Origin of the sequence: Bacillus kwashiorkori (assembly GCF_001375515.1) — a bacterium.
GTDB classification, from domain to species: domain Bacteria; phylum Bacillota; class Bacilli; order Bacillales; family Caldibacillaceae; genus Bacillus_BK; species Bacillus_BK kwashiorkori.
Map to the genome: position 1 here is coordinate 487,276 of NZ_CTDX01000016.1, position 24,030 is coordinate 511,305.

General features: G+C 35.9%; 24 protein-coding genes, 1 tRNA gene and 1 pseudogene. 17 read left to right on the top strand and 9 right to left on the bottom strand.

Annotated elements, in window-relative coordinates; all coding sequences use genetic code 11:
• Window positions 1-185: 185 nt before the first annotated feature.
• The 4 genes from BN1242_RS11570 (at window position 186) to gndA (ending at window position 4,666) form a co-directional block, all read left to right on the top strand.
• Window positions 186-1,307, top strand: a complete 1,122-nt coding sequence (locus BN1242_RS11570) for a M20/M25/M40 family metallo-hydrolase (protein ID WP_062356053.1) — start codon at window positions 186-188, stop codon at window positions 1,305-1,307.
• A gap of 25 nt (window positions 1,308-1,332) precedes the next feature.
• The gene (locus BN1242_RS11575; protein ID WP_062356056.1) at window positions 1,333-1,818 is read left to right on the top strand and encodes a chemotaxis protein CheW; all 486 of its coding nucleotides are present in this window, start codon (window positions 1,333-1,335) and stop codon (window positions 1,816-1,818) included.
• 190 nt (window positions 1,819-2,008) lie between these two features.
• Window positions 2,009-3,241: a DNA polymerase IV gene (locus BN1242_RS11580; RefSeq protein ID WP_275259451.1), complete on the top strand. Its 1,233-nt coding sequence runs from the start codon at window positions 2,009-2,011 to the stop codon at window positions 3,239-3,241.
• Between the two features lie 21 nt (window positions 3,242-3,262).
• A complete protein-coding gene (gene gndA, locus BN1242_RS11585; protein ID WP_062356059.1) occupies window positions 3,263-4,666 on the top strand; it encodes an NADP-dependent phosphogluconate dehydrogenase in 1,404 nt (467 codons plus the stop codon).
• Between the two features lie 172 nt (window positions 4,667-4,838).
• Here gndA and zwf read toward each other — a convergent pair whose 3' ends face one another.
• On the bottom strand, window positions 4,839-6,338 hold the full coding sequence (gene zwf / locus BN1242_RS11590) for a glucose-6-phosphate dehydrogenase (RefSeq protein WP_062356062.1): 1,500 nt from the start codon (window positions 6,336-6,338) through the stop codon (window positions 4,839-4,841).
• Between the two features lie 234 nt (window positions 6,339-6,572).
• On the opposite strand from zwf, the gene rnz reads away from it, so the two are divergent.
• A complete protein-coding gene (rnz, locus tag BN1242_RS11595; protein WP_062356065.1) occupies window positions 6,573-7,484 on the top strand; it encodes a ribonuclease Z in 912 nt (303 codons plus the stop codon).
• A gap of 56 nt (window positions 7,485-7,540) precedes the next feature.
• Here the strand turns inward: rnz and namA are convergent.
• A pseudogene (gene namA / locus BN1242_RS11600) lies at window positions 7,541-8,563 on the bottom strand (NADPH dehydrogenase NamA).
• Window positions 8,564-8,756: 193 nt separating this feature from the next.
• Here namA and BN1242_RS11605 point away from each other — a divergent pair.
• From BN1242_RS11605 to BN1242_RS11615, 3 genes are all read left to right on the top strand, one after another.
• Window positions 8,757-9,395, top strand: coding sequence for an MBL fold metallo-hydrolase (locus BN1242_RS11605; protein ID WP_062356068.1), 639 nt, complete (start codon window positions 8,757-8,759; stop codon window positions 9,393-9,395).
• Window positions 9,396-9,633: 238 nt separating this feature from the next.
• Window positions 9,634-9,921 (top strand): hypothetical protein, encoded by a 288-nt coding sequence (locus BN1242_RS11610; RefSeq protein WP_062356072.1) that lies wholly within the window; start codon window positions 9,634-9,636, stop codon window positions 9,919-9,921.
• Window positions 9,922-9,983: 62 nt separating this feature from the next.
• On the top strand, window positions 9,984-10,778 hold the full coding sequence (locus BN1242_RS11615) for an SDR family NAD(P)-dependent oxidoreductase (RefSeq protein ID WP_062356075.1): 795 nt from the start codon (window positions 9,984-9,986) through the stop codon (window positions 10,776-10,778).
• Window positions 10,779-10,928: 150 nt separating this feature from the next.
• Here BN1242_RS11615 and BN1242_RS11620 read toward each other — a convergent pair whose 3' ends face one another.
• On the bottom strand, window positions 10,929-11,687 hold the full coding sequence (locus BN1242_RS11620; protein WP_062356078.1) for a zinc ribbon domain-containing protein: 759 nt from the start codon (window positions 11,685-11,687) through the stop codon (window positions 10,929-10,931).
• A gap of 369 nt (window positions 11,688-12,056) precedes the next feature.
• On the opposite strand from BN1242_RS11620, the gene BN1242_RS11625 reads away from it, so the two are divergent.
• The 5 genes from BN1242_RS11625 to BN1242_RS11645 all read left to right on the top strand — a co-directional run bounded on the left by BN1242_RS11625 (window position 12,057) and on the right by BN1242_RS11645 (window position 16,960).
• Window positions 12,057-13,151 (top strand): SDR family oxidoreductase, encoded by a 1,095-nt coding sequence (locus tag BN1242_RS11625; RefSeq protein ID WP_062356081.1) that lies wholly within the window; start codon window positions 12,057-12,059, stop codon window positions 13,149-13,151.
• Window positions 13,152-13,221: 70 nt separating this feature from the next.
• Window positions 13,222-14,745: an aldehyde dehydrogenase family protein gene (locus BN1242_RS11630; protein ID WP_062356084.1), complete on the top strand. Its 1,524-nt coding sequence runs from the start codon at window positions 13,222-13,224 to the stop codon at window positions 14,743-14,745.
• 18 nt (window positions 14,746-14,763) lie between these two features.
• Window positions 14,764-15,090, top strand: a complete 327-nt coding sequence (locus tag BN1242_RS11635; RefSeq protein WP_062356087.1) for a thioredoxin family protein — start codon at window positions 14,764-14,766, stop codon at window positions 15,088-15,090.
• Window positions 15,091-15,307: 217 nt separating this feature from the next.
• Window positions 15,308-16,567 carry a Y-family DNA polymerase gene (locus tag BN1242_RS11640; RefSeq protein ID WP_062356090.1) on the top strand — a complete coding sequence of 420 codons (1,260 nt, stop codon included), beginning with the start codon at window positions 15,308-15,310 and terminating at the stop codon, window positions 16,565-16,567.
• A 60-nt stretch (window positions 16,568-16,627) separates the two neighbouring features.
• Window positions 16,628-16,960: a YolD-like family protein gene (locus tag BN1242_RS11645; protein ID WP_062356093.1), complete on the top strand. Its 333-nt coding sequence runs from the start codon at window positions 16,628-16,630 to the stop codon at window positions 16,958-16,960.
• 69 nt (window positions 16,961-17,029) lie between these two features.
• On the opposite strand, the gene BN1242_RS11650 is transcribed toward BN1242_RS11645, so the two are convergent.
• Window positions 17,030-17,242, bottom strand: a complete 213-nt coding sequence (locus BN1242_RS11650) for a CDGSH iron-sulfur domain-containing protein (protein WP_062356096.1) — start codon at window positions 17,240-17,242, stop codon at window positions 17,030-17,032.
• Between the two features lie 171 nt (window positions 17,243-17,413).
• Window positions 17,414-17,986 carry a hypothetical protein gene (locus tag BN1242_RS11655; protein WP_062356099.1) on the bottom strand — a complete coding sequence of 191 codons (573 nt, stop codon included), beginning with the start codon at window positions 17,984-17,986 and terminating at the stop codon, window positions 17,414-17,416.
• Window positions 17,987-18,311: 325 nt separating this feature from the next.
• Between BN1242_RS11655 and BN1242_RS11660 the strand changes: the two genes are divergently transcribed.
• A tRNA-Ser gene (locus BN1242_RS11660) sits at window positions 18,312-18,400 on the top strand.
• 172 nt (window positions 18,401-18,572) lie between these two features.
• Here the strand turns inward: BN1242_RS11660 and BN1242_RS11665 are convergent.
• From BN1242_RS11665 to BN1242_RS11670, 3 genes are all read right to left on the bottom strand, one after another.
• Complete coding sequence (locus BN1242_RS11665; RefSeq protein WP_062356102.1) at window positions 18,573-19,007, bottom strand: hypothetical protein; 435 nt, start codon at window positions 19,005-19,007, stop codon at window positions 18,573-18,575.
• Between the two features lie 292 nt (window positions 19,008-19,299).
• Entirely contained in the window at window positions 19,300-19,431 is a 132-nt protein-coding gene (locus BN1242_RS13860; RefSeq protein ID WP_275259452.1) for a hypothetical protein, read from the bottom strand.
• 62 nt (window positions 19,432-19,493) lie between these two features.
• Complete coding sequence (locus BN1242_RS11670) at window positions 19,494-20,399, bottom strand: hydroxymethylglutaryl-CoA lyase (protein ID WP_062357048.1); 906 nt, start codon at window positions 20,397-20,399, stop codon at window positions 19,494-19,496.
• Between the two features lie 387 nt (window positions 20,400-20,786).
• On the opposite strand from BN1242_RS11670, the gene BN1242_RS11675 reads away from it, so the two are divergent.
• Window positions 20,787-21,038: a YqkE family protein gene (locus BN1242_RS11675; protein ID WP_062356105.1), complete on the top strand. Its 252-nt coding sequence runs from the start codon at window positions 20,787-20,789 to the stop codon at window positions 21,036-21,038.
• 101 nt (window positions 21,039-21,139) lie between these two features.
• The gene (locus BN1242_RS11680; protein WP_062356108.1) at window positions 21,140-21,826 is read left to right on the top strand and encodes a CPBP family intramembrane glutamic endopeptidase; all 687 of its coding nucleotides are present in this window, start codon (window positions 21,140-21,142) and stop codon (window positions 21,824-21,826) included.
• Between the two features lie 71 nt (window positions 21,827-21,897).
• On the opposite strand, the gene BN1242_RS11685 is transcribed toward BN1242_RS11680, so the two are convergent.
• On the bottom strand, window positions 21,898-22,827 hold the full coding sequence (locus tag BN1242_RS11685) for an aldo/keto reductase (RefSeq protein WP_062356111.1): 930 nt from the start codon (window positions 22,825-22,827) through the stop codon (window positions 21,898-21,900).
• A gap of 899 nt (window positions 22,828-23,726) precedes the next feature.
• Here BN1242_RS11685 and BN1242_RS11690 point away from each other — a divergent pair.
• Window positions 23,727-23,921: a hypothetical protein gene (locus BN1242_RS11690; RefSeq protein WP_062356115.1), complete on the top strand. Its 195-nt coding sequence runs from the start codon at window positions 23,727-23,729 to the stop codon at window positions 23,919-23,921.
• The last annotated feature ends 109 nt before the right edge of the window (window positions 23,922-24,030 follow it).

Sequence of the window (24,030 nt, forward strand, 5' to 3'; positions counted from 1 at the left end):
AATGGATGCGAAACAGGTGATGTACAGAACAGAAAATTACCGTGAATTTTCTGCACTTCAAGCCTGAGTGTGCTATCTATCGGACAGTCCCTTTCTTGTTGAATGTGAATGAAAGAAACGTTTGAATGGATAATATATTAGAGTTATACTGATAATGTGTAAATTTTTACAATGGAGGTTAGATGATGGTAAATCAAGATAGATTAGTTCAAGAATTTCTCGAACTAGTGCAAGTAGACTCAGAATCAAAAGATGAAGGCAAAATTGCTGGAGTTTTAAAACAAAAATTTACAGAGTTAGGCTTACAAGTAGTGGAAGATGATACAAAAAATATAACAGGTCACGGAGCAGGAAATTTAATTTGTACATTACCAGGTACGAAGCAAAATGTTGACCCAATTTATTTTACTTCCCATATGGATACCGTAACCCCAGGAAAGGGAATTAAGCCTCAAATAAAAGACGGATACATAACATCTGACGGAACAACTATTTTAGGTGCAGACGATAAAGCTGGCATTGCATCGATGATAGAGGCAATCCGGTTAATAAAAGAACAAAATATGGAACATGGTGACATTCAATTTTTAATTACTGTCGGGGAGGAATCTGGTTTAATCGGTGCAAAAGCATTAAATGGAGAATTACTTCATGCAAAAATTGGATTCGCTTTAGACAGTGATGGTCCAGTTGGAACAATTGTTACTGCTGCACCAACCCAAGCAAGAATTAACGCTACTATTTTTGGAAAAAGTGCTCATGCAGGTGTTGCACCTGAAAAAGGTGTCTCCGCTATCACGGTAGCGGCTAAAGCAATTGCGAAAATGCCACTTGGACGGATTGATGAAGAAACAACTGCCAATATCGGTCGATTTGAAGGAGGACAAGCAACGAATATTGTTTGTGATCGTGTTGATATTTTAGCAGAAGCAAGATCGCTTGTGAAAGAAAAATTGGATGCGCAAATTGAAAAAATGAAACAAGCATTTGAACAAACGGCTGCGGAAATGGGTGCCAAAGCAGAATTTACCGCTCAAGTAATGTATCCTTCCTTTAAGTTTGGTCCGGAAGATTTAGTTGTGCAAATTGCCCAAAAAGCAGCCGAAAAAGTTGGCAGACAAGCGAAACTTATTAAAAGTGGTGGTGGTAGTGACGGTAATGTCATTGCAGGACTTGGAATACCGACAGTTGTTTTAGGAGTTGGCTACGAGGAAATCCACACAACGAGTGAGCGGATGCCGATTGAAGAATTAGTAAAACTGACGGAAATGGTTTTAGCAATTGTTGAGACGGTTAGCAGTCGATAACAATTACGAAGGGGGTAATTCCAGCGTGGCGCCAACCGAAAAAGTTGTTATTTTTAAAGTGAATAAGGAAGAATATGCAATCCAGGTAGAACACGTCATTTCCATTGAAAAGACGAGTCAAGTAACACCGATCCCCCAACTGCCTAATTATGTTAAAGGTATCGTCAAAGTGCGGGAAGAACTCGTTCCTGTCATTGATTTAAAAAATGTTCTATACAAAACCGATGAAGTAATAAATGATGTTACTAGATTTATCGTCGTGAAGACAGACCAACTTCAAGTTGCCCTACTTGTTAGTGACGCAAAAGAACTGTTAGAAATTGAAAGTGGGCATATTAAACAAGTCGGTTTCATTGGTTATGAAAAAACGGCATTTTTCTCTGGTGTCATTCAGCTAACCAACCGATTAATTACATTGATTGAACCGAATCAACTCGTTTCAAGTCTTGAAGGAATTAAAGAAATTTATGAATATATGGAAGACCGATATTTGAATGAAACAGAAGTATAAGAAACTGGGGTTGTCCAAACTTAAGTGAAGTACTGTTGCTAAATAATACTGAAAAAAACCCATCATTCAGTACAGCAACTGGCTACCAGTCGGGACATCCCCTTTTCCCTTTTAAAAAAACAATGTTATAGTAATAGTATTATTTAAAATCCAATCACGAGTGTTCATTCACTTTAAATGGGTGATAACATTGCAAACGAACCACCGAATAATATTTCATGTAGACATGAACAGTTTTTACGCCTCGGTTGAAATGGCTTATAATCCTTCGTTAAAAGGGAAACCATTGGCAATTGCAGGAAACCCTGAAGAAAGAAGGGGAATCATCGTAACATGTAGTTATGAAGCTAGAAGACTAGGAATAAAAACAACGATGCCACTATGGGAAGCGAAAAAAATTTGTCCACAGTTAATTGTGATGAGACCAAACTTTGAACGATATCGGAACGTTTCCGCAAAGATGTTTTCAATTTTACGCGACTATACCGATTTAGTCGAACCAGTATCCATTGACGAAGGGTATATGGACGTTTCCAATTATAAAGAAAATCATCCTTTAACACTTGCCAAAAACATCCAAAGCCGACTTTTGCATGAGTTAGACTTGCCTTGTAGCATCGGAATTGCACCGAACAAGTTTTTAGCTAAAATGGCGTCCGACATGAAAAAGCCGCTCGGCATAACTGTATTACGGAAACGAGACATCGAACATGTTCTATGGCCTTTACCTGTTCAAGAAATGCACGGTGTTGGCACAAAAACGGCAGAAAAATTACATACTATTCAAGTTAACACGATTGGTGAGTTGGCATCTGCCAATGAAATTCAGTTAAAAAGTTTATTAGGAATTAACGGTATCCGCTTGAAAGAACGGGCGAATGGACAAGATGACCGTCCTGTTGACCCAGATTCGATTTATGATTATAAAAGTATCGGCAATTCTACAACACTCCAACATGATACGACAGATCAAACTGCATTGCTCACTATTTTACAAAATTTAAGCAAAACAGTTTCTTACCGATTGAAAAACAAACAAGTTTATACAACAAGTTTAATGATTACGATCCGATACAGTAATTGGAATACTTGGACTAGAAGTGAAAAATTAGGAAACCCTATACAAGACGAAAAAGCCATTTTTGCCCATGCAAAACGGATATTTTTGAAACATTGGAATGGAACTCCGATAAGACTTCTTGGTATAACAGGAAATCAATTAGTGGAACAAGGTTCAGCATATAAACAGCTAGATTTATTTACTTTTGAAGAAGATGCAAAGGAAGAACCGCTTATAAATACGATTGAACAGTTGCAAGAAAAATATGGAAAAGGTAGTATTACAAAAGGAGTAAAAAATTTTTATAAAGAAGGTCAAACTAATACTAGTTTTAATAAAGATTTTTTACTTAATGAAGATTAGATATAAGAAAGGAAGAACAACATGACACAACAAATTGGCGTCGTAGGACTCGCGGTTATGGGAAAAAACTTAGCCTTTAATATTGAATCAAGAGGTTATTCCGTATCTGTATATAATCGCTCAAGAGAAAAAACAGACGATTTGATGAAAGAAGCAGACGGAAAAAATATCGTCCCTACATACACAATCGAGGAATTTATTCATTCTTTAGAAAAACCACGGAAAATTTTATTAATGGTGAAAGCTGGTTCTGCTACAGATGCAACGATTGACCAGTTAAAACCGTTTTTAGAAGCAGGCGATATTTTAATTGATGGAGGTAATACATTTTTCCAAGATACAATTCGCCGCAATAAAGAATTAAGTGAATTAGGTATTCATTTTATCGGTACTGGTGTATCTGGTGGGGAAGAAGGAGCTTTACACGGTCCATCCATTATGCCTGGTGGACAAAAAGAAGCATATGAACTTGTTGCTCCAATTTTGAAAGATATTTCTGCTAAAGTGAATGATGAGCCTTGCTGTACTTATATCGGACCAAATGGAGCAGGTCATTATGTGAAAATGGTTCATAATGGGATTGAATATGGCGATATGCAATTAATTGCTGAGTCATACTTCTTATTGAAAAATATACTCGGACTTTCCGCACAAGAACTTCATGAAGTATTTTCGGAATGGAATAAAGGTGAACTAGATAGTTATTTAATTGAAATTACTGCAGATATATTTACAAAAGTGGATGAAGAAACAGGAAAACCAATTGTCGATTGTATATTAGATAAAGCAGGTCAAAAAGGTACCGGTAAATGGACGAGTCAAAGTGCGTTAGACTTAGGTGTTCCATTACCGCTAATTACCGAATCCGTCTTTGCTCGCTTTATTTCTGCAATGAAAGAGGAAAGGGTTAAAGCAAGTAAAGTGTTAACGGGTCCTAGCAACATTACCTTTAACGGTGATAAACAAGAATTTATTGAAAAAATTCGTCAAGCCCTTTATTTGAGTAAAATTTGTTCTTATGCCCAAGGGTTTGCTCAATTACGCGCAGCATCAGAGGAATACCAATGGGATTTAAATTATGGAGAAATTTCGATGATTTGGCGTGGTGGCTGTATTATCCGTGCCCAATTTTTACAAAAAATAAAGGATGCGTATGATCGGGACCGAAATTTAGCCAACCTTTTATTAGATACTTATTTTAAAGAAATTGCGGATCGCTACCAAACTGCTCTTCGTGAAGTGATCGCAACAGCTGTGCTAAATGGAATACCTGTACCTAGTTTTTCAGCTGCCTTATCTTATTACGATAGCTACCGAACAGAAACACTTCCAGCAAATTTAATTCAAGCCCAACGTGACTATTTCGGTGCCCATACGTATGAGCGAGTAGACAAAGAAGGTATTTTCCATACGAATTGGTTTTAATCGATCTGTTCAGTTTAACTCGGATGAGGAGTGCTGACTTTCGCGCTAAACAACAAATATCAATATCAATTATAGTCTTTAATCATCCTTAATAAACGAGACGAAAAAAGCTCACCTAATTGTTTTTTTAGGTGAGCTTTTCCTATTTGGATGGAATTTTTCTGTGAATTGTTTAACAATTATCTATATCAAAATCAGCGATTGGCCACCAAAAGAACCCATCTTGTGCGAGTAAATGATCCGCTTCAATTGGTCCCATTGACCCGGCTTCGTAGTTAGGGAATACCGCTTTTTCTGTACTCCACACTTCAGAAATTTTATCAACAAAGCTCCAAGATAATGCTACTTCATCCCAATGCGTAAAGTTCGTTGCATCACCACGGAGGCAATCAAATAATAATTTTTCATACGCTTCTGGAGTATTCATTCCATCGACACTTTTATTAGAAAAGTTAAGTTTTACTGGTGTTGTTTCCACTGATTGTCCAGTCTTTTTCACATTTAAATGTAATGTGATTCCTTCTTCTGGTTGGATATGTATAACTAGCAAATTAGGATTTAGTGATGAACCATTTTTGTAATATAAATTCATCGGCATATCTTTAAATTGGACGACAATTTTTGTTGATTTTGTTTGCATTCGTTTTCCTGTTCGAACGTAAAATGGAACTCCTGCCCAGCGGAAGTTGTCGATCATTAATTTCGCTGCAACATATGTTTCGGTATTAGATTCTGGTTGAACCATTGATTCTTCACGATATGCTGGTACTTGTTTCCCATCAATGACTCCATTTCCGTATTGGCCACGTACGAAATATTTATGTACTTCTTCCTTGTTAAATGGCCGCAAAGCCCGTAAAACTTTTACTTTTTCACTTCGGATTTCTTCTGTTGTTAATTTAATTGGTGGCTCCATGGCAAGTAATGACACCATCTGTAGCATATGATTTTGCATCATATCGCGTAGTGCACCATTTTTATCGTAATATCTTGCCCGTTCTTCCACACCGAGTACTTCACTGGAAGTTACTTGGATATTAGAAATATGTCGATTGTTCCATAACGGTTCAAAGATCGCGTTGGCGAACCGGATTACTTCGATATTTTGTACCATTTCTTTTCCTAAATAATGGTCAATTCGGTAAATTTCATTTTCAGAAAAGGCAGTGCGAATTTGATTATTTAACTCTTTGGCAGAAGCAAGGTCATGCCCGAAAGGTTTTTCGATTACTAGCCGTTTAAAACCGTTCGTTTGAGTTAGTCTTTCTTCTTTCAAGTGCTCGGCAACGGTACCGAAAAATTCAGGGGACATCGCTAAGTAGAATATTCGGTTACCTTCTAACGTATATAATTGGTCTAAGTTGTCCACTGTCGTTTTCAATTGCCGGTAAGATTCAGAGTTCGTTACATCATGGGATTGATAATAAAAATGTTTAACAAAATCTGATAATTGGTCATTACTTTCCCCAAATGTTTGTACAGATTCTTTTACCCAATTTTGAAATTCTTCATTTGTTTTCTCACGGCGGGCTACCCCAAGGACAGCAAACTTATTTGAAAGTAATCCTTTCCTATATAAGTTAAATAAAGACGGATATAATTTTCGTTTAGCTAAATCTCCCGTTGCCCCAAATAGTAATATCAATGCTGCAGGATTTTTTGTCTCTTTCACTTTTTACCCTCACTTTAATTTCCAATATTTATCTATTCAATTATTAAATTTTACTCGTATATGTATTTTTTAGCAAATAGAATCTCTTACTTTATTTTCTATTGTTCGTAAAAAATATAAACAATATGTAAAAATAAAAAGGGTTAAGTAAATTTTTCATCGTCGATAGTTGAAAAATTTTCCTATTACATTAATAATAATAGCATATTAGTTACGGAAGATGGAGGGTCAGCGGTGGAAATATTATTTTTAGGAACGGGAGCAGGAATGCCTGCCAAATATCGGAATGTGACATCAATCGCCTTGAAACATTTAAATAGTGGCTCTATTTGGTTATTTGATTGTGGTGAAGCAACCCAACATCAAATTTTACATACATCGATTAAACCGAGAAAGATTGATAAAATTTTTATTACCCATTTACATGGCGACCATATATTCGGTCTCCCTGGCTTACTAGGAAGCAGATCCTTTTTAGGTGGAACGGACCCACTTATTGTCTTTGGACCAAAGGGATTGCGTAGTTTTATTGAAACGTCCCTTGAAATAAGTGGTACCCATTTAAAATATGATTTAGCTATTCATGAAATCGAACCGGGAATTATTTATGAAGATGAGGAATTTTATGTGGAAGCAAGAAGTCTAGATCATGCCTTACTTTCATATGGCTTTCGGCTCGTTGAAAAAGACAAACTAGGACCGTTACTTGTAGACAAGTTAAAAATTGCCGGCATTAAGCCAGGGCCTATTTACAAACAAATAAAAAATGGAGAAACTTTACAATTAGCAGATGGCACAATCATAAATGGGAATGATTTTATCGGTCCGAGTAAAAACGGTCGAATAGTGACGATTTTAGGGGATACGAGGTATTGTGAAACAAGTGTTCAACTTGCTGAAAATGCTGACTTGCTCATTCATGAAGCTACTTTTCGAAAAGAGATGGAAGAAATCGCTTTTGAATATTTCCATTCCACTACTGTACAGGCAGCTACTGTTGCAAAATCTGCCGGTGCTAAAAAATTATGTATTACCCATATTAGTTCCCGCTATGAAAAGAGTGATTGGCCATTGATTGAAAAAGAAGCAAAAGAAATTTTCCCGAATACGATTATTGCAGAAGATTTTAAAAAAATCACGTTATAAATTACTTGATAATGAAAGGGGCTGCCATTAAGCAGCTCCCTCGAATAGATACACGTTTATCTCCAACCTCGCTCATACGGAATTGGTGCTTGAATATCGTAACCAAGCTCTTTTGCTGCCATATATGGCCAGTATGGATTTCTGAGCAACTCACGCGCTAATAAGACGAAATCGGCCCGTTCATTTTGTAATATTTCTTCTGCATGTAACGGCGATGTAATTAAACCAACAGCACCAACGGGAATGTTCACTGCATTTTTTATTGCTTCGGCAAATTTTACTTGATAGCCAGGATAAACATTTATTCTAGCACCGGTTACAACACCACCTGAACTGACATCAATAAGATCTGCCCCATCCGCTTTTAACCAATTACATACGGTAATATAGTCTTCTATTTCCATTCCACCATCTTGATAATCAGATGCAGAAATTCGGACAAACAATGGACCATCCCACACTTCTTTTACGGCGGATAATACTTGTTTTAGCATCTGGTAACGATTTTCTAAATTTCCACCGTATTCATCTGTCCGCTTATTTGTTAGTGGGGAAAGAAATTCATTTATTAAATATCCGTGGGCTGCATGGATCTCGATACAGTCAAAACCAGCTTTTTTAGCACGGATTGCTCCTTCGCGAAAGGCTGTAACGGTTTCTTCAATTTCTTTCGTTGTCATTGCTTTTGGTGTTTTATAGCTTTCATTAAAGGCTATCGCCGATGGTGCGATTATTTCTCCATCGACAGTCGCTTTTCTTCCTGCATGAGCTAATTGAATGGCTGTTTTAGTACCGTGGGTCTTCATCATTTTTACTAACTATGCAAGTCCTTCGATATGTTCGTCATCCCATATCCCTAAGTCTAGATCAGTAATTCTCCCTTGAGCGGTTACCGCTGTTGCTTCGACAATAATAAGCCCAACTTGTCCGACGGCCCGGGAAGCATAATGAACTAAATGCCAGTTTTGTACTTTTCCATCCTTTTCATGGGAAGAATACATGCACATCGGACTCATCACAATCCGGTTTGGAAAGGTGACATTGTTCATTGTATATGGTTCAAATAATTTAACAGTCAATTTCGTTGCCTCCTGAATATGAATTTTCATTATAATGTAAGTATAACAATTTGGTGCTAGAAAGGAAAAATATTCACATGTTTTTCTGAAAGTAACACAGTAGCAAATGCTAGGAAAAGCTAAAAAACATGACATGGGTAATTAGAATGGGTAAACTAAAAAAGAAAGAAAAAAATGAGGGAGAACAATAAAAATGGCACAATGGTACGGCAACATTGGAAAAATAACTTTACCGACACCTTTTGCGGTTGGTGATGTCAATGTATATATCGTAAAAGGGGATACTTTAACACTCGTTGATGCGGCGATAAAAACAGATGAAACGTGGGAAATTTTTGTCCATGAACTAAAACAGCTAGGCTATAATCCGAAAGATATTGAACAAGTAGTTATTACCCATCACCATCCAGATCATGTCGGGTTATTGGATTATTTAGAAGTACCAATCATTGGACATGAATATAATAAACGGTGGCTAATTCGGGACGAGGAGTTTATGAGAGAATATCGAGAATTTTACTCTCGACTTTTTGACGAAGCTGCAGTCCCACAACAATTAAAAACGAATATTCGAAAAATGGAAGCAACACTACAGTTTTCATCACAACGATCATTAAATTTAACAGTGGAAGAGGGGATGGAAATACCGGGGCTTCCTGGCTGGTTCGTTATAGAAACACCAGGCCATGCGCAAAGTCATATTAGTTTAATCCATCAAAAAAAAGGCATTGTTATTGGCGGGGATCATATTTTTGCAACCCAATCCTCTAATCCATTATTTGAAACGCCACTAATAAAAAACCGTCTCTTATTCACATCTAAATGTGTATAAGAAGCAGCTTCCACACCCAGTACTTCCCAGAACGGAAGAGCACACGTAAACCACGGGCCAGGAAAAATGTAATTTTATTTAAACAAAAAAAAAAAAAGGTTTTTTTTGGGGGGGGTTTAATTTTTTACAACCATTATCCTTTAATCATTTATGGAAACCGCCACTAGTAAAGACAGATAAACGTCCAAAACCTCAATTACAATATAATCATTCTTTGAAAAAAATGAAAGATTATTACGTGGAAACCATTTTTACTGGTCATGGTAATGAAGTGAAACATGTTAATGATTTAATCGATAGGCGACTTTCCAGGCAGCATGAGCGGGCAATGAAAGTGAAAGCAATGGTTACAGGGCAACCATTGACTGCTTTTGATATTTGCAAACAATTATTTCCGCATGCCTACGAACGAGAATTAAGTTTAACTATGTCTGAGACAATTGGACAAATTGATTACTTGCAATCATTAGGTGAAATTGCGGAAATGGAAGATGATGATGGAAAAAAATGTTATATTTGTAACTAGGAAAGATAGTAAATAGCAAATTTTTATGCTTAATGTATGTGCGAAATGATGAGGTGCAAGTGATGGAAAATCGAATGCGTAATAAGAACATAGTAATTACAGGAGCATCTTCAGGTATTGGGGAAAAGGTAGCGGTACAAGTGGCAAAGCTTGGGGCAAGACCAGTATTACTTGCTCGTTCTACGGAAAAATTACAACAGCTTAGTGAGGATATTAATCGTAACTATAATGTAGGAAGCATATATTATTCCCTTGATGTGAGTAATAAAGTACAAGTGGAACAAGTGTTTCAACAAATACTGTTAGATATCGGGAAAATCGATGTTTTATTAAATAATGCAGGCTTCGGTATGTTTGAAACTTTTTCAGATGCAAAGTTAGAAAATATTGAAAAAATGTTTCAAGTAAATGTTATCGGGTTAATGGCATGCACGAAAGCAGTTTTGCCTTCGATGGTAGAAAATAATAGCGGTCATATTATTAATATTGCCTCACAAGCTGGAAAATTAGCTACAGCTAAATCAAGTGGATATGCAGCTACGAAACACGCAGTTTTAGGCTTTACTAATAGTTTACGGATGGAATTGGCAAATACGAATATTTACATATCAGCTGTCAATCCAGGTCCGATCGAAACAAACTTTTTTACAATAGCTGACAAATCAGGTACATATGTGAGCAATGTTAGAAAGTATATGTTAACTGCTGATTATGTTGCAGATAAAATTGTTCGATTAATGTTGCGACCGAAACGGGAATTGAATTTGCCTAGATGGATGAACGTAGGGAGTATTCTCTATAATTTATTTCCGTCAATTGCGGATAAATTAGTCGGTAATTTATTAAATCGAAAGTAACGAGAGTATCTTCACATCTACAGTTACACAACAGAACGAATACACAGAACGTGGACTTTTGAGTTGGCGATCATTCATATCGCACGTGAGTACGTCTTAAGATTTGTAGTGTATTCGTTCGCTGTTCCATATAACGTTAGTTTATGCTAATTAAAACAGTCGCGCAATTAATGCACCAGCTCCAGCAGCAATTAAAGCAGCAAAAAATGGATCAAAAGCATCCTCCCTCGTATTATTCCGGAACGAATATACAGTTGCTAAAACAATAATTGATTCTGAAATAGATGCGAGTCGGCCAACAAAAGATTGCACAGAGTAAAGAGATGTAATCGCAAATAGGAAATAAAGTAATCCTAAAGCTAAACAAATGGTCATATAAGCTCCAAAACGGCTAATCACTTCATGGAAACTTATCTTTATTTTCATCAATTGTTGTAATACAACAAAAATCACTACTACGGTGACCCCGATGACAACTACTTCTCTAAATAACGTTTGTAAGAAAAGTTTGGATGCATCAAATGTACTATCAAAAAACGAGTCAAAAAACCCGCCAAAATCGGAAAAAATTCGTCTTCCCATTGCAACGGCTAATGAATAAATGAGAACATAAAGACCGATCGTTACATAACCGTTAACAAACTGATTTTCGCCAATTTTTCCTGCTTGTTTCGTCGGTGATTTCAAGTTCGTCAAGAAGTATGTAAAAAAGTTTTTCGAAACATTTGTTACCTTCTCTGAGAAAACATCAGATTTTGTTGTTTGAGCATTAGATTCAAACTCTTGCTGTTGCCTCGCACTTGCTTGTTCCGCTAGTGCACTCACCTCCTTGTCGGCAAATTTTAACCCACAATACGGACAAAATGTCGCGTCATCTTTGTTCTTTTTTTGACATTGCGGACAAATCAAATCCATCTCCTCCTTTACATAGTTTTTCGACAAATTACTTCAAATCCCTTTCCTGTTTTCGTAGTACTTTTTACCTGTTTTTAAAACTCTTGCTATTAGCCTATGAAACTGTCAAATACTTGAAGCTAGACACCTTTTTGCTTAAGGACATCAACTTCCTCCTATGATACATAGTAAAATTTTTCTTCATTTATGCTAATTATCTTTTCTTGACAATAGTTTTTAATAGTCTGAAATATATTAAAAAAAATTTCCTTTCCTTAATAAACATGGTTTAATGTAATTAATACTGTTCTTTGCTACATTTCAAATGAGCTAGATTGATTGGGACGAATGGGAGCAAAAAAATTCGTTACTGGGGTGGGATTAATGGGAAATAATTATTTATTCACAGGGTTTCCAGGTTTTATTGCGAATCAGTTAATCAAAAAGTTAATAGAAAAAGAAGGGGAAGTTGAAAATATTTATGTATTAACGTTGCCAGCGATGAAGGAGAAGGCTGAACAGACGAAAGCAACAATAATCACCAATAGTCGCTTTCCTAAAGAAAATTTTCATATTTATGTTGGTGATATAACGAAACAAGGTTTAGGTTTATCTGCCATTGATGAAGAAAAATTACAAGATACAACCTATGTCTTTCATTTAGCGGCAATTTACGATTTAGCCGTTCCGCGAGATATAGCTTATCTCGTCAATGTTACAGGTACAAAACATGTGAATGATTGGGTGAAATCACTTCCAGCTATAAAACGATATGTTTATTTTAGTACGGCCTATGTTGCAGGATTAAGGGAAGGACTTTTAAAAGAAGATGAACTCATTCGTCCCCATGCATTTAAAAATTTTTACGAAGAAACGAAATATGAAGCAGAAGTACTTGTTGAAGCTCTAAAAGCAAGTCTCCCGGTGACGATAATTCGTCCTGGAATTGTGAAGGGACATTCGCTCACGGGAGAAACAACTAAATTTGATGGTCCATATTTATTTTTAAACGTGATGGATCGGCTAAAACGACTACCTATTTTTCCAAAGATGGGACATAAAGATGCGGTGGTAAATCTAATTCCGATTGATTTTCTTATTGAAGCTGTACTCTATTTAAGTCAGGAGAAAATTGGTGAAGGAAAAACTTATCATTTAACAGATCCAAATCCATATACGGTGATAGAAATTTACCAAATGATGTTAAACGAAATGTTAGGAAAAAAGCCAAAGGGAAATATGCCTCTTTCTATCGTTAAGTTTTTCCTTTCTTTTGCTAGTATTAGAAAATGGCTCCGTGTGGAAAAAGAAATCATTGATTACTTCACATGGTTAGGAAAGTTTGATTCTTCTATCGCTAAAGCAGACTTAGCGGAAGCGAATATTCGTTGCCCAGATTTAAAAGAACAAATTCCTTCTATGGTAAAATTTTATTTACAGCATAAAGTTAACAATGATTACCATATTCCTATTCGTTAGTCTTTATTTCTCCCTTTTATAAATTTGTTTGGTAAAATAAGCTTAATAGAAAAACTGTGAGGTTAAATATATGGCAATAATAAAAGCAATGAATCCAGCGACAGGGGAACTAATGGCAAATATTGAGGAGACAAAAATTGAGCAAATACATAAACTATATGCAGATAGTCGTAAAGCATTTGCATCGTGGAGTCAATTGTCTATAAAAGAACGAATCGGATACTTAAAACAGTTAAAATCTGTAATCGTTCTGGAAATGGACGATATCGCTAAAGTGATTGTAAATGATACTGGAAAGGTTCCAACTGAAGCGATAACAGCCGATATTATGCCAACAATAGATGCTTTGGATCAAACGATAAAACATGCGGAGAAACTGTTAGCACCAAAAAAAGTAAAAACTCCGATATTCCTATTTGGGAAAAAATCATTAGTAGAATATATGCCGCGTGGAGTCGTATTAGTTATTTCACCGTGGAATTATCCGCTGCAACTTGCCCTCGTTCCTGTAATAAGTGCTCTTGTAAGTGGTAATACTGTTATATTAAAACCGTCTGAAGTTACACCAACAGTCGGAAAATGTATGGAGGAATTATTTAAAAAAGCAAATTTTCCGCACGGTGTCGTTCAAGTAGCCCATGGAGGAAAGGAAGTAGGTGCTAAGTTAACGGAAGAAAAGCCAGATTATATTTTCTTTACTGGCTCTGTCCAGACAGGGAAAATAATTCAAGAAGTGGCTGCAAAACAGTTAATCCCAACGACACTAGAATTAGGCGGGAAAGATCCATTTATTGTTTTTGCCGACGCGAATATGGAGCGGGCAGCAAAAGCAGCGGTTTGGGCGGCCTTTACAAATTCTGGACAAGTGTGCATGAGTGCGGAGCGAATTTTTGTCGAACGGACCATCTTTAATAAATTTTTGGAAATAGTAAAAAAAGAAACAGAAAGTCTCATTCAAGATCGTTCGAAAGAGGCGGATATTGGTTCGATGACATTTCCAGACCAAAAGGAAATTGTGAAACGGCAAGTGCGAGCTGCTCTTTGTGAAGGCGCACAACTGATTACTGGTGAACACCCAGACGACTGGGACGAGTCGATGTTTATTAAACCACTCATTTTAACTAATATTACTGCTGACATGGAAATCTTTCGAGAAGAAACTTTTGGACCTGTCCTACCAATGATCCCGTTTGACACGGAAGAAGAAGTAATTAATCTAGCTAATCAATCGGAATATGGCTTAAATGCGAGCATCTTTACGTCAAATATGAAGAAAGGACGAAGAGTTGCTAGGAAATTAATTTCTGGGGCGGTCGTACTGAATGATGTCATTGTTTCTGTTGCTAATCATTATTTGCCCTTTGGCGGAACGAAACAGAGCGGAATCGGCCGCTATCACGGTGAACATGGACTAACGATCTTCTGTCATGAAAAAGCAATCGTTGTAGATCGAGGGAAACGGATGCGGGAATTGCAATGGTATCCGTATAAAGGGACTTATGAACAATTTTTACGTTTATTTCAAAGTTATTTTAGCGATAAAAGAAACTGGGCGGTATTTTTAAAGACGTACTTAAAGTTGTTAAAAAAATGATGCTAGGTGGCGACAAATATGATGGAGCTTAAAAACATCGAAGAAATTGATAAATTTATTGATGAAAATGAAATGAGTTTTTTCTATATTTCTCAGCCGAATTGTGGAGTATGTCAGGCACTGCTTCCGAAAGTGAAAAGCCTGCTTGATAATTATCCTAAAATCTACTCTGCCTATATAAATGCGTTGGAGATCCAAACGGTGGCAGAAAAATTTTCTGTTTTCACAGTACCAGTTTTATTGCTTTTTGTTGATGGAAAGGAATATTTAAGAAGAGCAAGGATCGTTAGTATAGATGAATTAGATGATAGTATCGGGAAAATTTATCAATTATATTATAGCTAATATTTGCTCGATGAAAATCGTATGTGAACATAGGAGACTAGGTTGTCCAAATAGTCTATTTAGTGATTTCAAAAGATCAAAACTCAAGAATGTTGCTATTAAGCACTCTTGAGTTTTATTTTTTTACTACAAAAAATTCCAGTTGAAAACGAACGTATATTCTAGTATGATTAGGAATAGAATGGTAGCAAACATACGTTTGTTGGAGATGGATGAAATGATTGATTATGAAAAATTACCACAACAACAAATTTTATGCATCGATATTAAAAGTTTTTATGCGAGTTGTTCGGCAGTCATGCTCGGCTTAGACCCGCTTCATTGTTTATTAGTAGTAGCAGGTAATAAAGAGCGGGAGGGGAGTGTTGTACTTGCAGCCTCTCCTAGGATGAAAAAGGAATTCGGCATTAAGACTGGTTCACGGTTGTTTGAAGTTCCGAACGATCCGCGCATTCGTATCGTTGAGCCGAAAATGGCAACTTATTTACGAGTTTCCATGGAAATTACTCGGCTATTTCATCGGTATGTTCCACAAGAGGCGATTCACGTTTATAGTGTTGATGAAAGTTTTGTAAAAGTTGATGGTACGAGTTCCTTATGGGGAGATGTTTATACGATAGCAGAAAAAATTCGTGATGACTTGATTCGCGAGTTTCAATTGCCATGTGCAATCGGTATCGGTCCGAATATGCTCTTAGCAAAGCTTGCTTTAGATTTAGATGCGAAAAAAAGCGGAATTGCTGTTTGGACATATAAGGATGTACGTGAGAAATTATGGCCAGTATCTCCGCTAAGTGAAATGTGGGGAATTGGCAAACGTTTAGAAAAAACATTAAATGGAATGGGGATTTTTTCCGTTGGCCAGCTTGCCAATTACGATTTACAAAAATTAGAAACGAAGTTCGGGATTATGGGTAACCAACTTTACTATCACGCATGGGGTGTTGATTTATCCGAGATTGGCGCACCGATTATGGATGGACAAATTAGCTTTAGTAAAAGTCAAATTTTACTCCGTGACTACCGTAATATAACAGAAATTAAGCATGTCATATTGGAAATTTGTGAAGAAGTGGCAAGACGTGCACGCACCCATAAAGCTGCTGGACGAACGATCACCCTTGCGATCGGTTATAGTCGTGAAGAAAAGGGGGGTGGTTTTAACCGGGCGAAAACGATAGAGGCAGCGACGAATATTACGATGGATTTATACCGGGTGTGTTTAGAGTTGTTTCATCAATATTACGACGGTCGTACAGTAAGGCAAATTGCCATTTCATTATCGAATATCGTACCGGACGATTCGATGCAACTTAACTTGTTTGAACCGAACCAATGGAAAAAGCGCCAATTAGGTTACACTGTTGACCATATCCGCCGTCGCTTCGGTTCGGAAGTTTTACTTCGCGCAGTGTCTTATACGGAAGCTGGTACAGCAAGAACGCGTGCCAAACTTGTCGGGGGACATAAAGCATAAGCAATCAAACGATGTATAGTGCCTAAATGAAGAATAATTTTTCCGAAAGGAGTATGCCAAATGATTCGTGATCGGGGTCGGATAAAGTGGACGGCCATGATGTTACCAGAACATGTAAAACTGCTCCGGGACTGGCAGGAAGAAGAACTTTGGGAAGAAAAACGAGAGCTGGATGAACAGAGGCTAGAACAATTAAATGAAGTGGTCCGCGAAGCACAAACTACCGCTAAAAAAGTTTCCGTTTATTATTATACAAACCATCATTCAGAAATTATAACCGGCATTATTCGTGAATATTATCCGTTAAAACAAGAACTGAAATTAATAGAAGAACAAGGGACAAATACGTTCATTCCATTAACAGCCATCACGAATATTGAGATTATTGACTAATACTCCCACGGCTAAAGCAAAGGTGCTCCTGCAAATCTTATCGGTGAAGATACAGCAAAAAAGGGGAGATTATTCCCCTTTTTCTTTCGGTGCCCGAACAACCGATTCAAAATTTCCTTTATGACTGCCATCACAAAAAGGTTTATTATTTGACAATCCACAACGACAAAGTGAAAAGGTTTTTTTCGTGGAAAAAACGTTGCCCTCTGCATCGACTAATTCCACATCTCCTGAAATCCTTAATGACCCATTATCATTCACTTTAATTTGCACTTTCTCCATAAAACCCATCCTTTCTATCCTATCTAACTTGATAGTATATGGAAAAGAATGAAAAATCAATAATATAAATTTATTGGTATTATGATATATGTAAAACAACTGAAAGCAAATGAGATAAACCTACTAAACATTAGTTGTAAGGGGCTGAAATCCATTTGATATACTGTTTATTTATTTTGGAGTTTGGCTATATATTTCAATCGAACTGTAACGGAAATGTTGAGAGATAATTTCATTTAGTTCTTTGACACTTAGATCGTTCTTTTCTTGTTCCGTCTCTGAAGAGTACATTTTTTCTCTTGCATTAGTTAAAATATTTCTAACATTTTCTAATAAAGCAATTTCATTTTCATCAAGCATATTGTCTTCTGAAAGTGCCTTTGTGGTAATGGAATCAGAATTGATTCCTGAAACAATGTCAGTCAATTCTTTAAAAAAGGTTGTAGTAAGAATTTCGTCATTATGGAAATAGCGTCCATCCGCTAATAATTGATCTGTAAGTAATAATTGAACTTGTAATTGACTAGCTAGAATATCCAATTCATCCGCTTGTGGTTGCTCTGTAATTAACCTATCAAAATAATTGATCGTTTTATCAAGTGAAAAATAAAAATGGTTCACAAAAACTTCCCAATGACGCTGATTCGCTTGTTTTTCTTCAGAATAACGAAAAGATAGAAAAGCAGTACTAGAAAGTAAAATAATAATTGCAACTAACAAAAAAAAGAACGGGAATTTTTTCAAATCATTCACTCCTCTGTGATACAGATAAAAACACCCCAAAGGAAATGAACTAATGTACAGTAGTAAATCTATGCTTAACTTAATGATAATAAAAAAAAAAGAAATAATCAATGTAAGAAGAGAAATGAAGCAGGTAAATTTTGGTAAAAAATGAGTTATTAAATAGTTAATAGTTGGTTAAACATCCTATTAATTTGGTTGTAAGTAATCAAGTTTTTCTTAAAGATTGCTTTTTTAACATAGATAGAAAAAAAATAACCAATGTTATAAAAAAATATAATGACAAATAAAACAAAGGAGTGTATAATAGGTTTCGTTGAAATTTGGAGAAGTACCCAAGTGGTCATAAGGGGGCGCACTCGAAATGCGTTAGGGCGGGCAACCGTCGCGTGGGTTCGAATCCCACCTTCTCCGTTTCTTGTGTCCTAAAGGGTAATTAATAATATATAAAAATCCATGAAACGGCTGTGTTTGCAGTCGTTTCTTTGTGTTTCGTTTGCCATATACAGATTACGAAAACTTAGGTCGACAAAGGTGAGGAATGTGTTAAAAAGGACCTTTCAAATCAGGAAATAATTATAAAAAGCTAGTCGTCTAAAAATTTATATTTCCATTGAAAAAATGCCATTACACAACCTATGAATGTTAAAATGAAACAATATATTAATTTTCCTAACGTCGTGATAGTAATACCAGAAGATACTCCATCAATCAAATTTAAGTACATCAAAAATAGTAAGACCAGGATAATTATTTGAACAATTAAGTTCGCTTCCTCTGTAAAATTTAGCAGACGAACCACCACGTTCCATATGATTTCCAAAACATAAATTAGCGCGAAGAACAGAAATAGTAAAAGAGTATAAACGGATAATCCTTTAAACGATTCCACCTTAATATCGTTAGGAAATATTTTTCCTAAAGTAAATAAGGAACCAGCAAATATTGCAAAAAAGAGAAAGAAAGTAGTAATGATGATTGCTAGTACTACAAAGAAATCTCTGTATTTAGTTGATAACATGTCAGTTACCACCTCGAATAGTTTAACATTCATATCAAAGAATGCCCTGTAAATACCATAGCCGATAAAAACGGCAATAAGTCCACTAATAGTTTCATATAAGTCAGCAACTAGTTAAGCATTACTCCATTTTATTAAGCTTGGGATACAATTATTCAGAAAAGATGAACCTAGTTATTATTTCATTGTTAGAGACAAACAAACAATTTCTAACCGATTTGTTATCCAAAAAATTAAACAGAAAAGGAACTGCACCAATAAGATGTGTGCAGTTCCTCTCTAAAGTAGGCCATTATTGCTTTGAGTTTTGCCTGTTCGTAGGTTCGATTACGTTTTTAAGTTCTTCTTTGGCCATATGCGTTTGTTCTATGTCTGCGGATTTTTGACCTTTCTGACTATAACCTTTTTCACGTCTTTGCTGCATATTTCATGCTCCTTTCTTCATTATCGTTTGTATTTTTAGAAGAAAGTAGAGAAAATATACAGTTAGACAGGTAGAGATTTTTTATAAGCTTGATAGTAAGCGCTATCAATTTTCCGAGAAATATGTGGTTGAATAACATCAATTGCTTTTACTAACTGATTCAAATTAATACCTGTTTGAATTCCGAGCCGCCCCAACATATAAACGACATCCTCCGTTGCGACATTTCCAGAAGCGCCAGGGGCAAAGGGACAACCACCCAAACCACCAGTTGAGCAATCAAACCGATCAACTCCAGCTTGCAAACTTGCAAAAATATTAGCTAAACCCATTTTTCGAGTATCATGAAAATGTGCCGTAATAAAAATTTCAGGGAAAGTTGCCTTTAACTTTGTAAATAAAGAATAAGCCTCTAGCGGTGAAGCCATTCCTATTGTGTCAGCGATGCTTAATTCGTCTACCCCTAATTGAACGAATTGGTTGCATAAGTCAATAACCCTTTCCTCACTAATTTTCCCTTCATATGGGCAGTAAAAAGCAGTGGATATGCAAACCCTTACAAAGAAACCGCTATCTTTTAATTCCTGAACAGGTTTGGCTAATTGTTGCAAACTCTCCTTAAGGGAGCGATTTATATTTTTTTTGTTAAAAGAATCGCTCACACCTACAAATATCGCTACTGCTTTAATATTCGTCTGCAATAATTGGTCAATGCCTCTTTTGTTTGGCACGAGAATAAAGTTTCTAATGTTCGTACTGCCGCAATTCGTCGCAATATGAAAGGAATCAGCCATTTGTGGCACCCATTTCGGTGAAACAAACGAAGTAATTTCCATTTCTTGAAAACCAGCTTTTTGCAATTCCCTGATAAAATCCAGTTTTTTCTCCGTTGGGACAAAATCGTTTTCGTTTTGCAAACCATCCCTTGGACCGACTTCAATAATCGTCACCTTTTCTGGTAAAATCATCATATCCGCATCCCCCCTTAACAAGTATTGTAACGAGTGGACAGTAGAAAACGCAACAATTATAAAAATATTCCAAAGAAAAAATTTCTCTCTCTATCTAGAAAATAATTTTTCTAGATGTATAATGGTTTTAGACTTTTTAATTGGAGTAGAGGCGGTGACACCTTGAAAAAAGCATTCGCTTTTTCCTTCGTGCGATGCGTCGCTGCCGAAGCGTTCCTTGTCCTGCGAAAATGGTAAGTATCCAACAGAAGCGAACAGTGACGGGGAGGCTCAAGCCGCTTCCAATGAAAGCATCTGATCTTTGCGGAAATCAAGAACAAAATTTAATACGGCAAGGCAAAGAAAAAAATAACATGTTTCAATAATTAAAGGAGTATGAAACAAATGAGTAGAAAACAAGTTCATAAAAAACAACAGAAAAATATAGATGAAGGAAAAGTAACATTAAAAGATTTGCTTGATGTGGAGTTAATGAAACAGTTGCAGGAAAAAAAGCAAGAAATGAAAACAGTGGAAGAAGAAAAGAAAAGGCGGGAAGAAGAGAAGAAATCGGCGGAAAGAAAGCGTCGCGAAAAAAATAAAAGCTTTGAAGAATTATTAGACGAGAGCAACTTAGATTGGACGAAATTTAAATAAGCACCAGCTAAATCTTGAGTTATATATCTAGTCTCAACAAGTGCTGCTAGAGCAATCCTAGTACAATTTTTTAGTGCTCAAAAATGGGGGTAGGGGAGAAGATGGAGAAAAAATATGTTGTCCAACTAGTGATGTTGTCACTATTAAGCTGTAGTGGTCTATTTATTATTGAACAAGTGTTGGAATTGTCTTATTTTATTAAAACTGCAGCGAAAATTATTTTGTTTTTACTCATTCCATTATTGTATATAAAATTTGTTATGAAACGGTCAATCTTACAGTTTTTAAACTTAAAAACAATGGATTGGAAAAATTTACAGCAAGGTATTTTACTAGGATTTCTTTCGATGGTAATTGTTATCGGGGCATTTATTATTTTTAAAGATTTTATTAATACGGATACAATACTAGTAGATATTCAGTCAAGAATGAAAATCACACCTGAAATATTTATTTTTATTGCGATTTATATTACCTTTGGAAATTCTTTATTAGAAGAGTTTTATTTTCGTGGATTTCTATTTTTACATATTCATGAGACGGAAAATAAAGTTTTTGCATATTTATATTCCGCCTTACTTTTTTCTATATATCATGTTGCGATCTTTGCTGTTTGGTTTGATTTTTGGATCATGTTGTTAGCTTTATTTGGCTTATTTATTATCGGGTTAGTGTTTAATTGGATTAATACGAAATCGAATAATTTCCTAAATTCATGGATTCTGCATATTTTAGCGGATGTCGGGGTGATGTTAATCGGGTTTTATTTATTCGGGTTCTTTAGCTAATCTTGAGCTAAGTGTAATGAAGGACAATAGGAATATTTGCTTCTCGCTCTTAGTTGTCCTTCTTTTTTAATCTATATATCTAATCGATGGTGCTCATAAATATTTGCTTTTGTTATTGATTGGATGAGTTGCAGTTCACTAGCTGTGAAAGCTTGCTCTGAAAAGGCAGTGATATTTTCTATTAATTGCTTCACAGAGCTTGCCCCCACGACACAAGAGGCAACAGCCGGGTTAGCTAATACATATTGTAAACTTAAACTTGTTATGGACCTACTTTGTGCAATCTCTTTTAATTGAGCTAATACTTCAGTGAGCTCTTGATAACTGTAATCTAAATAACCATTTTTCTTTACTGATTCTGAAGCCTTTGTAAGCAGTGCATCACTAATTAGCCCTTTTGCAAGGGCTCCGCGAACAACGACATCAATGTGGTGCTTTTCTAAAAGTGGCATTGCTTGTTCTTCCGGTCTTCTATCTAATAGGCTATATTGCATCATTACTGCAATGATATTGGAACGCCTTGCGTATTCATTAATCACGGTTGGTCGTATGGAGGAGATACCATAATAACGAATATAACCTTCTGCTATCAATTCTTCCATTGCTTCTATCGTTTCATCAATGTTATCTTCCAATGTACCGCCATGAAGCTGATATAAATCAATATAATCCGTTTGTAATCTAGTTAAACTTTTTTTTACAGCTTCTTTAATATATGCTTTAGAGGCGTCCCATATCCAACTGTCATGGCTTTCTGTCCAGCGATTTCCTACTTTTGTCGCAATAATGACATTTTCTCGTACCGATTTTAGCACCTTTCCAACGATTTGTTCATTCCTACCATAGTCATAAAGGTCGGCCGTATCGAAATAATTGATGCCATGTTCAAGGGCATAATGAATAATTTCAGTAGCTGTTTTTTCGTCTGTACTAAGAGACATACAGCCAAGTCCTAATTGTGATACATATAAATCTGAATTGCCTAATGGTACTCTCTTCAAAACATATTCCCCCTCTAATCTCTATATTCCCCTAATCTACAAAAGAAACCCGCCTGTTTTCCTATTTTATAAGATAGTCTGAAAGCAACATACGTCTCAATAAATATAACTATATCATAAGATTTAGATTCATTTAAGGCTATGTTAAAGATTAGTGTTGATTTCCGTTTCAAATTTATTTGTGCTAAGCGAATCGACAGGAAAAAGCGGTCGCTTTCCGCGGGCACGGCCTCGGCCGCTTCGTCGCTTTACGTCCCCTTATCTGGCTCGCGCCGGAGTCACCGCCTTACACTACAATCAACAACTGCCTAAAAATCAATAATAAACAATAACATAGATAGCCATGAAACCGATTTTTCACCAGGTGTGTGAAAATTGTTGTATTTTCAGTGTAGTCTCCTTTAAACAAAACAAGTTTTTATCGTTGAAAAACTGTGTACTAGAAATAATAATGTATTTGTCATTTAGTCAGGTGCTGACGTCTTTATTAGAGTGGATTAAAGCAGACAGAGTGTTTAATTCGATTTTTAAAGATCGCATGTAAGTCGAATGACTAACAAAATCAGAAAATTAATTTATGAAAAACATAAATACGAATTGATATTTTTCAAGTTTATAAATTCTAAATAATATTTTTTTTTAGAATAATGACTTGGCAAAAAAATCAAATTTTAGTAAACTCTTAATAAGAGTCTTGTCACTCTTAAAAAAATATATGGAGGAGATGATTTTATGAAAGGTTTACTCACATTAATAGTGGCAGTAGGATTACTTTCTCTTTTTCGGGAGTAGCTGGTGCAGCAGCAAGTTTTAGTCCTTCAACACAACATATTTACGGCTCTACAGCAACAGCAAGTTGGGCGTTAACATGGTCTGGTGGAACGGGAGAATGGATAGTTATGTTTGATCCTGGAGATGGAACAAAAATGAGAACGATTAATTCGAGAACAAGATATACAACTATGCCATATAAATACGAGTATAACAAAAACGTAGCTGCAGTAACTTATAAGCCCGATTTATTAGTATTAGACTATCATACTTTTATTGGAGTTGGAACAGCTACAGCAACAGTTTATAAGACCTGGCATTAGAAAAATATTTACCTGATAAGAATTAAATCTTATCAGCGTATGATACAAAAAAAGTACATTTAATTAGAATATTGTATTGAAAAGAATATTTAATATTTATGCCCTTTTC